The sequence below is a fragment of the Dyella tabacisoli genome (assembly GCF_003350925.1).
GTDB classification, from domain to species: domain Bacteria; phylum Pseudomonadota; class Gammaproteobacteria; order Xanthomonadales; family Rhodanobacteraceae; genus Dyella_C; species Dyella_C tabacisoli.
In genome coordinates, this window is record NZ_KZ857174.1 from 395,870 (window position 1) to 407,251 (window position 11,382).

Below are 11,382 nucleotides of genomic sequence, written 5' to 3' on the forward strand. Positions count from 1 at the left end.
GGGGTAGCGCGTCGGGTGAGGCAGCGTGACTCCCTCCCCTGCTAGTCCCGAAAAGGGGACTCCCTTCGGTCGCAGGGAGGGTTGGGGAGGGGTTCAATCTTGCGGCAAGGTTGGACCCCCTCCCAGCCTCCCCCTGTAGGCAGGGGGAGGGGTAAGAACAACACCCGCAGCTTTTGATCTTGCTCTTGACCCTGGAGCCCTGTGCGCCGGTGAGGGGCTGGACGATCAGGCCCGCAAGGCCCGCCGGTCCTTACCAGAGCGCCATAACACTCAACCCTCCCGCAGCAACCGCATAGGCGAAGTACGCGTAACCTTCCGCGTGCCGGCAAGCCCCAGCAACATCACCACCAAGGCCGCACCCAGGGCAGCCAACGCCAGTGGCCACAGGGGCGGCATGAAGCCATCGATATGAAACACCGCCCGCCCCAGCCACCAGCCGGTACCGGCGGCGCCGAATGCCGCGGTGAGGCCGGCGACCAAGCCAAGCAGGGCGAATTCGCAGGCCGCTGCGGCGCGCAGTTGGTTACGGCGGGCACCGAGCGTGCGCAACAGCGCGGCTTCGTGGCGACGCTCGGCGGCGCTGGCGGCCAAGGCGGCGGCCAAAACCAGTGCGCCGGCGAGCAGGCTGAAGCCTAAGATCCAGCGCACCGCATTACCGACCCGATCGACGATTTCGCGGACGCGGTCGAGCAGTGAGTCGACGTCGATCAGGCTGAGGTTGCTGTAGTCACGCGATAGCTGTGCCAATGGCTCGGCATGGCCGCGCGGTAGATAGAAGCTGGCGATCCAACTATGCGGCAACTCGTTGGCATGTGCCGGGTCGAGCAGCAGAAAAAAATTGACCCGGAACGAACTCCAGTCGACCTGGCGAATGCTGCCCACACGTGCCTCCATGTCGCTGTCGCCGATGTTGAAACGCATGCGGTCGCCGACTTTCAGCGCAAACATGTCACGCCACATCGTGTCGATGGAAACCTCGGCTTGCGCCGGCTGTGCGCTGTGCCATTGGCCAGCGACCACCTGGTTGCTCGGCGGCAACTCATTGGCCCAGGACAGGCGCAGTTGGCGGTCGGCCCAATCTTTGGCGCGCTCGTCTTTAAAGCGAAGCTGATCGATCGGCTGGCCGTTGATTGCGGTGAGTTTGCCGACCGCCAAGGGCAGCATATTGAGCTTTTGCCCGCCGATGCCGGCCAGGGTCTGCTCGAAACCGGCGCGTTGATCGTCTTGCAGGTTAAGTACGAACCAGTTCGGTGTATCTGCGGGTAGCTCGCGGCGCCAGCCTTCAAGCAAGGCCGGTGCGACCACGGCAAGCAGCAACAGGGCAACCAGCCCCAGGCTCAATGCGGTGGCTTGCACCAGGCTCATACCGCGTCGCCGCGCCAGGGCGGCCAGGCCAAGCCGTAATGCGGGGTGCGCGCCTGGCGCCAGCCGGCGGGCCAGCCATAGCATCAGGCCGGCAAGCAGGGCTGCGACAAAGGCCACGCCGAGCAGGCTGGCGGCAAGGATGCCGGCCAGTTTGGCTGAGCCGCTCTGGCTCCAGATCAGCATCAACGCGGCCAGGGCGGGAAACAGATAAAGCGCATCGAAGCGGCGCACACGTCGAGCCACGCTTTCGCGGAAGACGGCGACGGGAGGCACCTCGGCCAGTCGCGCCAGCGGCGGCAAGGCAAAGCCGATCAGTACCGCGATACCCATGACGGCGGCGATCAGGGCAGGCGTCCAGGGCAGGGTGGTCGGTGCACTGCTGAAAAGCTGGCTGGCGAAGAGCCAAGCACCTTGAGCCAGTCCTAGCGCCAACAAGATGCCTAGCGAGACCGCAGGAAGCGCGAGCGCACCCAGGGTGCCGATCAACAAGCCGAGTACACGTCGACGCGGTGTGCCCAGTGCGCGTAGCAAAGCGACTTCGTTGGTCTTTCGTCGAGCATAGCGCTGGGCCGCCAAGGCAATCGCCACACCGGCGAGCAAAGCCGAGAGCAAGGCAGTAAGTCGAAGGAACGCGCCGGCGCGATCGAAAGCACTGCGCATGCGCTCTTGCGTTTGTTCTGGCGTGATGAGTTCGGCGCCTTGGGGCAGCGTCTGCAATTGGGTCCACTCGCGCCAGCCTTGCACCGCGGCAGGTTCGCCCGCTAGTAGCAGGCGCTGGCGCGCGCGGCTGCCAGTGCCAAGCAGGCCGGCTTGTTCGGCGTCGCTCAAACTCATCAGCGCGCGTGGCGCCAGCGCAAACAGTTGACCGCCATCGGGTTGGCGCACTAGTTCGGCAGCGATACGCAGGTCGCGCCCGCCGAGCTGCACGGCATCGCCGACCTTGAGATTTAGCGCCACCAGTGCACGGTGATCGAGATAGACCGCGCCTGCGGCGGGCGCATGAGCGCCGGTGTGGTCATGGCCCTGGGCATCGCGCAGTTCCAGCGTGCCGCGCAGCGGATAAGCGCTGTCGCTGGCTTGTACGTCGAGTAACTGACTCTGGCCGTTGGCGAACGCTACGCTGGGAAAGCCGGCCCCGCGGCTGATGGTCAGCCCGCGTTGGTTGGCCTGGCTGGCGTAGGTGTCGGGCAGTGCCTGTGGCGCGGTTATCCCGATGTCGCCGCCGATCAATTCAGCGGCGCTGGCCAGCATGCCGCGTTCGATTCGCGTCGTCAGTGTGGCGACCACGCCAAGTGCGACGACCGCCAGTACCAAGGATGCCGCCAGCGTGCGCAATTCGGGCAGATGCCATTCGCGGCGCAGGGTACGCAGGGAGAGGGTGAATAACTTCATGCGTGCGCCCTCGCTTTTATGGCCAGTGCGTACCCCTTCCCAACCCTCCCCTGCGATCGAAGGGAGTCCCTTTTTCGGGACATGCAGGGGAGGGAGTTGACTGGGGCTGGGAGGGGGCAGGTCATCGTCATGGCATGACCATCGCAGCAGGGGCGGCACGTGCGACCAATCGGCCGTTATCCAGCTCCACTTGCCGAGTGCAACGGGCCGCCAGTTTTATATCGTGGGTGACCAGGACGAGCGTAGTGCGGTGGTCGTGATTGAGGGCAAACAACAGGTCGCTGATGTGGTGGCCGGTGCGCTGATCGAGGTTGCCGGTCGGCTCATCGGCAAACAGCAGGCGTGGGCCATGCACAAAAGCGCGGGCGATCGCTACGCGTTGCTGCTCGCCACCGGAAAGCTGCGCCGGGTAATGGCGCCGGCGCGGGGTCAGGCCCACCGCCTCCAGTGCTTCACGGGCACGGCTACGCGCGTCGTCGCTGCCTTCCAGCTCCAGCGGCAACATCACATTCTCTTCGGCGGTAAGTGCCGGCAGCAGATGAAATGACTGGAAGACGAAGCCGACCAGGCGTCGGCGCAAGTCTGCGCGGGCCTCTTCGTCCAGTTGCTCTAAGGCGTGGCCATGGAGCGCGATGCTGCCGGCGCTGGGGGTATCGAGCCCGGCCAACAGGCCGAGCAGGGTGGTCTTGCCCGAGCCGGATGCACCGACGATGGCGAAGCTTTCGCCGTCGTAAACCTGCAAACTGACTTTGTTCAGGATGTCCAGTCGGCCCTCGGGGCCTTGCACCGACTTGCTAACATCGCGGACATCGAGAAGAACACCCGGAGTTGTACCGCTCATGCGTCGTTTCCTTTGGCTACTGCTAGTGCTGCTTAATGTCGGGCTGTTCGGGGTCCGGGCCGCTGATGCGGCGACACCGAAGGCAGCATCGACTAAGACCTTGCTGGTTTTGGGGGATTCACTGTCGGCTGCGCACAACATTGCGGTGGAACAAGGTTGGGTGCATCTGCTGAAAGTACGCCTGGATGAAATGGAACCGGGTTGGACGGTAATCAATGCCAGCATCAGCGGCGAGACGTCGCTAGGTGGGCGCAACCGCCTGTCGGCCTTGCTGACCAAGCATCGGCCGGCGGTGCTGGTGATCGAATTGGGTGCCAATGATGGCTTGCGCGGCCTGCCGCTGGCGTCGTTGCGCGATAACCTCGCCGCGATGATCGATGCTGCCGGTCCGGCCAAGGCCAAGGTGCTGTTGCTGGGCATCGAGCTGCCGGTGAATTACGGTCCGCAGTATCGCGACGGTCTGCGCGCGGTGTACGCGGATCTGGCCAAAGAAAAGCATGCTGCCTTGGTGCCGTTTTTGCTGCAAGGCGTGGCACTGGATCCGGCCATGATGCAAAACGATGGCCTTCACCCGGTGGCCGCCGGCGAGCCTATGGTTCTGGATACGGTGTGGAGCAAGCTGCAGCCTTTGCTGCGGTGAATTGTTGGCATCATCGATGCAATCTTCACGTACCTGTAACGCGCTACATCGTTAGCTGTTCACTTATGTGAAGACTCTGCTGGGGACGTAAGTGATGAACGCGCGTGATGAACAATCCGGATTGATTCTGTTAGTCGAAGACAACCGCCAGATCGCCGAAATGGTCGGCGAGCATCTTGAGCGCCGTGGCTATTCGGTGGATTACGCCGCCGATGGCGTCAGCGGCCTGCATCTGGCGGTATCCAATAGCTACGATGTGGTGGTGCTGGATCTGATGCTGCCGGGCCTGGAAGGCCTGGATGTCTGTCGCAAGCTGCGGAAAGAGGCCAAGAAATCAACCCCGGTGCTGATGCTGACCGCACACGACACCTTGGATGACAAGCTGGTGGGTCTGGAAGCCGGCGCCGACGACTATCTGGTCAAGCCGTTTGAAGTACGCGAGCTCGAAGCGCGCTTGCGTGCGCTGATTCGCCGGGATCGCCGACAGGTTTCCACCGAGATACTTACGGTGGGCGATATGACCCTGGACACCGCCACCTTGCGTTTGACCCGCGCCGGTCAGGAGCTGGCGGTTTCGCCGATCGGTCTGAAGCTGCTGGGCATCCTGATGCGCGAATCGCCGCGGGTGGTGAGCCGGCGCGATATCGAACGCGAGATCTGGGGCGATACCTTGCCCGACTCCGACACCTTGCGCTCGCACCTGTACAACCTGCGGCGGATCATCGACAAGCCTTATAAGCAGCCCTTGCTGCATACCGTGCATTCCTCCGGTTACCGCCTCGCCGATATTGAATCGGAGGTCGCTACTGCTACGTAGTCGGTTCGTTACCGTCTGCAATTTATTGCCATGGAGATCATGAACAGGCCCTCAGCATCGAGCATGACGTTTCGTCGGGGGACGTTTTATCGACGTATCGGCGTGATCTTCGGCTCGCAACTGATAGCGGTGGCGATAGCCAGTGTGATGGGCGCTACCCAGGTGGTGCCCGTAGAAGCGATGTTGATACTGATCGCGATCTTTAGCGTATCGGCGTGGCTGGCGACCCGGCGGCAATGGTTGCAAGTGAGCCGGTTGGCGGGTGCGGTCGAGGCTTGGGACGAACAACAGGCGGGCTCCGATGTATGGCTGCTGGGCCAATTACCCCCGCATACCGATGTCGATGTTGCGGTACTGTCGCGCCGCCTGGATGCGTTCGCCCATCGCATCGCCGAATACAACCAGCGTGAACGCGACTTTACGCGTGATGCTAGCCATGAGCTGCGCAGCCCGCTCACGGTGATCAAAATGTCGGCCGACTTATTGGCCGACGAACCGCTGCTGGGCGAGCCGGGGCAGCGTTCAGTGCAGCGGATCAAGCGTGCCAGCCGTGAAATGGAGGCTCTGGTTGAAGCCTTGCTGATTCTCGCGCGCGAGTCCGACAACGGTTTAAGCGAAGAGGACTTCGTCGTCAACGACGTACTCAAGCGCGAGCTGGACGCCGCGCGCGACCTGCTGGAGGGGCAGCCGATCGTCTTGCAATTGGAGGAGCCGGTGCGCTTTGCCCTGCATGGCTCCCCCCGAGTGTTCGCCGTGCTGTGCTGGCAATTGATCCGCAATGCCTGTCAGCAAGCCGAGCAGGGCACGATCGTGATTACGGTGATGCCCGGCATGGTCACCGTGGCCAATCGCTCGCCGGTCGACGGTGGGGTCGACCGGCATGGTTTTGAGCTGGCGATTGCCCAGCGCATCAGTGAGCGGTTCGCCTGGCCGTTGGAGTTGCAGACCCGCGAGGATCATTGGCACGTCGCGCGCATTCGCTTTCCGCAGCCGCTGTCGATGTAGGGGGCTGGTTAACGTTTTGGGCAGCAAGAGCACCCCTTCCCAACCTCCCCCTGCTTGCAGGGGGAGGGGCTAAAAACTTGCTAGATTCGACTCCCTCCCCTGTTCGAAGGGGAGGGTTGGCGGGCTTGTATCAGCCAGCTTGAAGCGCAGGAGACACGACAAAATCACACCCGGTTTTCGCCTTGACCTCGTCCAGCGTCACACCCTCTTGCAGCTCGATCAGGGTGAGGCCCTTACCCTTTGCCACTTCGAACACGCATAGGTCGGTGATGATGAGATCGACCACCTGCTTGCCGGTCAGCGGCAGGTCGCAATCGGTTTTGATCTTCGGTGAGCCGTCCTTTGCGTTGTGCTCCATCAGCACGACGACGCGCTGTACGCCGCTGACCAGATCCATCGCGCCGCCCGGACCCTTGACCATCTTGCCCGGCACCATCCAGTTCGCGAGGTCGCCGTGGGCGGAAACCTCCAGGCCGCCGAGAATGGAGAGATCGATATGGCCGCCGCGAATCATCGCAAACGATTCGGCGCTGGAGAAATAGCTCGATCCGGGCAGGCTGGTGATGGTCTGCTTGCCGGCGTTGATAAGATCGGGATCGACATGCGCCTCATCCGGGAACGGGCCGATGCCAAGCAAGCCATTCTCCGACTGCAAGGTGACATCGATACCGGCGGGGATGAAGTTGGCGACCAAGGTAGGGATGCCGATGCCGAGGTTGACGTAGAAGCCGTCGCGCAGCTCTTTGGCGGCACGCTGGGCCATGGCGGTACGGATCGGACTTTCCTTGCCGGTATTGGCACCGGCCACGGTACGGAACTCGATCCGTTTTTCGTACTTTTCACCTTGGATGATGCGATCGATATAGATACCCGGCACGTGGATTTCATCGGGCGCCAGGGTGCCTACCTCGACCAGTTCTTCCACTTCGGCCACGCAGACCTTGCCGCAGGTGGCGATCATCGGGTTGAAGTTGCGCGCGGTTTTGTTGAACACCAGGTTGCCAAGGCGATCGCCCTTCCATGCTTTGACGATGGAAACGTCGGCATGGATGGCGTCTTCCAGTACATATTCTTTGCCGTTGAATAGCTTGGTTTCCTTACCCTCGGTCAGCTTGGTGCCGAAGCCCGTGCGGGTGTAAAAGCCCGGAATGCCGGCGCCGCCGGCGCGCAGTTTTTCCGCCAGGGTGCCCTGCGGCACCAGATGCAATTCAAGCTCTCCAGCCAGCACCTGCCGCTCGAATTCTTTGTTCTCACCCACGTAAGAGGCATACACGCGTTTCACCTGGCGGGTCTTCAGCAACGGTCCCATGCCGAAATCGTCCACGCCGGCGTTATTGCCGACGATGGTCAAGCCTTTTGTACCTGCGGCGAGCAGGGCGCCAATCAGGTTCTCCGGGATGCCGCACAAGCCGAAACCGCCCGCGGCCAGTGTCATATCGTCGAACAATAGGCCGTCTAGAGCCTGCGCCGCGCTTGCGTAAACCTTATCCATTGCGATGCCTTCTTGCAGGGGGAGTCAGTTGCCAAGGATACGATGGTTTGGCGGCGACTCATGACTGTACGAAGGTCGCAGGTGTCAGCCCCCTGAATGCGGGGGCTGCATCGGGCAGGCATTGCGTCGCGTTTATCGCGCCTTGCGGGCTTTAAGTGCGGCCATGGGGGTGTTCCAAAGCCGTTCTTTCAATCGATAAAGCCCATTGACCAGCGGCCACAGGGTTGAGCGGCGGATGGCGGTGATTTCACTCTCGTAACGCGATAGAGCCTGCTTCATCGCCGAAATTTCATCGTCACGTTGCGATGCGGCTTGTTTCATCGCCGTGATTTCATCGTCACGCTGCGATATCGCATGCTTCAATGACTCATGCTGCCAACGTTCCTGCTCCAGCAGATCCGAGCGCTGCCGTTGTTCAAACAAGGCTGCGCCGATCAGCGCGACGTTTTGTTGCTGCTCGGATAAGGCCGAGTTGACCTCGGTGACCTTTTGCCGTTGCTCGGAAAGAGCAGCATCGAGTTGAACGAGTTGCAGCTTTTGCTCTGCCAGATGATGCTCAGCCTGTTCGGCACGAGCGCGTGCTGCCGCCGATACGGCCTCAGCCTCCGTTAGCGCACGAGCGGTTGTCGGAGAACGAACCTTGATGGCGTTTGCTACTCGCCATAAGTAGCGGCTTGCCGGCATCAGGAACGACTCTTTGGATAAAAGTCTTTCGCAGGGCTCCGCTATAGCTTCCTGATACGTATTCAAAAGCAGGTCAATGGCGTCTTCGATACCTGCTTCAGCTCTTACACGCAGCGACACTTCGCGCGACTGCGCCGCATCGTAGCGATCCAGCTCTTTGCCGATCAAATCCGGGCTAAGCGGGTTACGTAAGCAACGGATGCCAAAATTGAGTCGACGCAGGGTCTCGTAATTATCCGGTGTAACCATTTCGCCAAGGCCAGCGGCATCGCACACGATGACGGCGGTGCCACTGGCAAGTGCCTCCAGTGCACAGCGGGCCTTTGCAAACACGATGTCGTATTGGCCCAGGATGCGCTCAGGCTGATTCTCGCTGTGTCCTGAGGCGAGGCCTATCAGGTCGAGCTCGATCCCTCGTGCGGTACAGGCTTGGCGCAAGTTGGAAAGGATGTCTCCTTCGCCTACGTAATTACTGAACACCAGGGCTCGCCGGGGTTTGACAGGCAGCGGGGCGTGAAGCTTGAAGCGCTCCAGATCGACAAAGTTGCGAATTACGCGGATGCGCTCAGGTGCGATGCCTTGTGTACTGTGCAGCCGCTCGACACAAAGATCGTCAACCGCGATATAGCGTCGTATGGTCGGAAATTCCGGCGCCATTTCCTCCCATGGAATCCATCCGTGGCAGAAATAGATGGCGGGCGTATCCGGGAAATGCAGCATCGCTGCCATTGCATCAAGGTGATGCTGCCCATGAATGATATCGGGAGCTAAAGCAAGCGACGCGAGATCGTCGATCACGGGTATGGTTGCCATACGCAGTTCTTCGGCGACAGCGCCAAGCATGCTGCTATAGGCAATTGGCTGATGGCCGCGTTTCAGCAATGCCAACGCAATATCACGTACATAAAGCTCTGAGCCTGCTCGCGAGCCCAGGGTGTTGTTGGTAATCAAGATTCTCATGAACGACCACCGGAGATGCTCGCCGAGATTTCTGCAACGTGTTTTTCGAGTCGATTGGCCAAGGGTAAAACATGCTCCCGAAAACGGATGACAAACTGATAGCGCCCCGCTGCGACTTGTTTCTCGCCGTAGGTTTCGTAAAACGGTCGACCACCATCAAAGCGCCGCTCCCAGTCCAGGCCAGAGAGGGTCGAGGCAAACAAATACTCACGCGAAAAGGCCTCTTCGCCAAAGGTGCGAAAGGTGTCTTCGGCCTCCTGCTGCAAAGTGATTCCGGCACTTGACGCGTAGTCGCGCACGGTAGCCAGTTTTTGCTGGAATTGCGCCTGTGTGAGTATGACTTCAATGTGCTCGGACTCACTGCCATCGCCCAATGAGCACGGATCGCCCATCAACGGAATGATGTAATGACGGGTTTCGCGCTGTTGCCTGATGTTGGCGATTTCCACTGCCGCGTGCACCAATACTTCGCACAGATCATGTGTGGGGTTGTAGCCCTCGATGGCATCACTGACGACGATTTCGATTTTCTCCTCGACAATCAGTTGCACCAGCCGCTCGCAGAGATCCTCAAAGGGGCCGCTATCTTGTTCGAGCATGTGCTTGTAGATCTGACGATCGCTCAGTTCGCCGAAGATAGGGCCGATGGTTGCGCCGGCAGCGCCCAGGATTGCGCGCGTCTTATCCGTCCGTGGGGTTTCATCGCTACCGGAGCCGTCGGTTAGTGCGCAAACCAGGGGTCTGGTTTGTGCGAGCCAGCCAAAAACGCGCAATTCGTGGCCTGGATGGCCGATCACCAATAGTGCGCGTCGATGGGGCTCACCATTTTTGTGGGTCATGAGATGTTTACATCCAAACTGTTTGGCATGTAGATCTGTGTCCAGAATTTAGCCTTGGTGCTACGCATCATTTCGAACACGTGGGCGATTTCCACGATGTCGAAAAAGATAGCGTGCTGATGAGCGTCGATCGGTTGTGTAAGCGAAATGCGCAGGCTGTATTTACCATCCGTGAGCGGCAACCGCGTTTTGTAAACGACTTCCGCCTGCTGGCCTGGTAACAGGGACAACAACTCTTGATCCTGCATGAGAAAATCGGCGCCGATAACCGCGACTCGATTTTTATCGCATATTTTGTAATTGACGGAAAAAGTACTTGGACGGACAGCCTCGACGATGATTCGTATGGTTACGCTCTGGTCGAAGGTGGCCGAATTGACCGGAATACCTTCGCCATCGAGCATTTCTGCATACATCACTCTCGCATCGCCGGTGCCGGAGCGGCAGTGCTCAGCCATCTTTGCAAAATGGGTAAATTGGGCGCTGGCAGGCGCTGGCATGAGCGTAGTTGCTTCGCTGTTTTGACTATCCGATGCACCCGTGCCCGCGGTGGCATTCTGGATCGTGCGGTTGCTCGCCTCTTGCACATCGCGAATGTATTGGGCGGTGATCTCCGACGCGAGGCCCATGGCAAGTATTTTTCCCTGCCTTAAGTAGATGGCGCGTTGACATAGCGAACTGACCGCTGCGGTGTCGTGGCTGACGAACAGAATGGTCGTGCCACGTTGCTGCATCTGTCTTAGCGTAACCATGCACTTGGTCTGGAATCCGACGTCGCCAACCGCCAGTGCTTCGTCGACGATCAATATTTCAGGCTCAACCGATATGGCGACGGCGAAAGCAAGCCGTACATACATGCCGGAGGAATACGTCTTGACTGGCTGTTCAAGAAAGTCACCGATATCGGCAAAGGACGCGATGCTGGCGTACTTGCGCTCGATGTCTGCCTTCGAATAGCCCATGATCGAGGCGGCGATATGGATGTTTTCGCGGCCGCTGAACTCAGGGTTGAAGCCGGCGCCAAGCTCAAGCAGGGCCGATATCTTTCCTCGTGCATACACAGCCCCTGCAGTAGGGGATAGCGTGCCGGCGATGATTTGCAGCAGGGTGCTTTTCCCCGAGCCGTTGAGGCCGACGATACCTACGGTTTCGCCTCGATAGATGTCGAAAGAGAGGTTGTCCAGCGCATTGAAGTCTCTATACAGTTGCTTGCGTGTGCCCCAGAAGCTCTGCAGAAGGCGATCTTGCGGGCGATGGTAGATCTGGTATTTTTTCGACAGGTTCGACACGCTGATGGCAACGCCGGTGTCGTCGGGGATATATTGAGATTCACTGGACATGGCACTG

General features: G+C 60.1%; 9 protein-coding genes. 3 read left to right on the plus strand and 6 right to left on the minus strand.

The annotated features are described in order from the left end of the window. Positions 1 to 270: 270 nt before the first annotated feature. Together DVJ77_RS05785 and DVJ77_RS05790 are read right to left on the minus strand one after the other, a co-directional pair. Positions 271 to 2,757: an ABC transporter permease gene (locus tag DVJ77_RS05785; RefSeq protein WP_114844518.1), complete on the minus strand. Its 2,487-nt coding sequence runs from the start codon at positions 2,755 to 2,757 to the stop codon at positions 271 to 273. Positions 2,758 to 2,884: 127 nt separating this feature from the next. After that, positions 2,885 to 3,598: an ABC transporter ATP-binding protein gene (locus DVJ77_RS05790; RefSeq protein ID WP_114844519.1), complete on the minus strand. Its 714-nt coding sequence runs from the start codon at positions 3,596 to 3,598 to the stop codon at positions 2,885 to 2,887. Here DVJ77_RS05790 and DVJ77_RS05795 point away from each other — a divergent pair. From DVJ77_RS05795 to DVJ77_RS05805, 3 genes are all read left to right on the plus strand, one after another. After that, positions 3,597 to 4,238 (plus strand): arylesterase, encoded by a 642-nt coding sequence (locus DVJ77_RS05795; protein ID WP_114844520.1) that lies wholly within the window; start codon positions 3,597 to 3,599, stop codon positions 4,236 to 4,238. The genes DVJ77_RS05790 and DVJ77_RS05795 overlap by 2 nt on opposite strands. A gap of 94 nt (positions 4,239 to 4,332) precedes the next feature. Then, on the plus strand, positions 4,333 to 5,055 hold the full coding sequence (locus DVJ77_RS05800; RefSeq protein WP_114844521.1) for a response regulator transcription factor: 723 nt from the start codon (positions 4,333 to 4,335) through the stop codon (positions 5,053 to 5,055). Positions 5,056 to 5,118: 63 nt separating this feature from the next. Further along, entirely contained in the window at positions 5,119 to 6,060 is a 942-nt protein-coding gene (locus DVJ77_RS05805) for a sensor histidine kinase (protein ID WP_225427836.1), read from the plus strand. A gap of 130 nt (positions 6,061 to 6,190) precedes the next feature. Here DVJ77_RS05805 and DVJ77_RS21630 read toward each other — a convergent pair whose 3' ends face one another. The 4 genes from DVJ77_RS21630 to DVJ77_RS05825 form a co-directional block, all read right to left on the minus strand. Further along, on the minus strand, positions 6,191 to 7,552 hold the full coding sequence (locus DVJ77_RS21630) for a 3-oxoacid CoA-transferase (protein WP_114844522.1): 1,362 nt from the start codon (positions 7,550 to 7,552) through the stop codon (positions 6,191 to 6,193). A 132-nt stretch (positions 7,553 to 7,684) separates the two neighbouring features. Further along, the gene (locus DVJ77_RS05815) at positions 7,685 to 9,196 is read right to left on the minus strand and encodes a glycosyltransferase (RefSeq protein WP_114844523.1); all 1,512 of its coding nucleotides are present in this window, start codon (positions 9,194 to 9,196) and stop codon (positions 7,685 to 7,687) included. After that, positions 9,193 to 10,035: a hypothetical protein gene (locus tag DVJ77_RS05820; protein WP_114844524.1), complete on the minus strand. Its 843-nt coding sequence runs from the start codon at positions 10,033 to 10,035 to the stop codon at positions 9,193 to 9,195. Before DVJ77_RS05820 ends, DVJ77_RS05815 begins: the two co-directional genes overlap by 4 nt. Further along, positions 10,032 to 11,375 carry an ABC transporter ATP-binding protein gene (locus DVJ77_RS05825; protein WP_114844525.1) on the minus strand — a complete coding sequence of 448 codons (1,344 nt, stop codon included), beginning with the start codon at positions 11,373 to 11,375 and terminating at the stop codon, positions 10,032 to 10,034. The genes DVJ77_RS05820 and DVJ77_RS05825 overlap by 4 nt, the downstream gene beginning before the upstream one ends. Positions 11,376 to 11,382: the final 7 nt, after the last annotated feature.

Bases quoted from the DNA above. Each gene is read 5' to 3' on its own strand.
- DVJ77_RS05820 (WP_114844524.1), bottom strand. From the start codon at position 10,035: ATGACCCACAAAAATGGTGAGCCCCATCGACGCGCACTATTGGTGATC.
- DVJ77_RS05790 (WP_114844519.1), bottom strand. From the start codon at position 3,598: ATGAGCGGTACAACTCCGGGTGTTCTTCTCGATGTCCGCGATGTTAGC.
- DVJ77_RS21630 (WP_114844522.1), bottom strand. From the start codon at position 7,552: ATGGATAAGGTTTACGCAAGCGCGGCGCAGGCTCTAGACGGCCTATTG.
- DVJ77_RS05785 (WP_114844518.1), bottom strand. From the start codon at position 2,757: ATGAAGTTATTCACCCTCTCCCTGCGTACCCTGCGCCGCGAATGGCAT.
- DVJ77_RS05815 (WP_114844523.1), bottom strand. From the start codon at position 9,196: ATGAGAATCTTGATTACCAACAACACCCTGGGCTCGCGAGCAGGCTCA.
- DVJ77_RS05805 (WP_225427836.1), top strand. From the start codon at position 5,119: ATGACGTTTCGTCGGGGGACGTTTTATCGACGTATCGGCGTGATCTTC.
- DVJ77_RS05825 (WP_114844525.1), bottom strand. From the start codon at position 11,375: ATGTCCAGTGAATCTCAATATATCCCCGACGACACCGGCGTTGCCATC.
- DVJ77_RS05795 (WP_114844520.1), top strand. From the start codon at position 3,597: ATGCGTCGTTTCCTTTGGCTACTGCTAGTGCTGCTTAATGTCGGGCTG.
- DVJ77_RS05800 (WP_114844521.1), top strand. From the start codon at position 4,333: ATGAACGCGCGTGATGAACAATCCGGATTGATTCTGTTAGTCGAAGAC.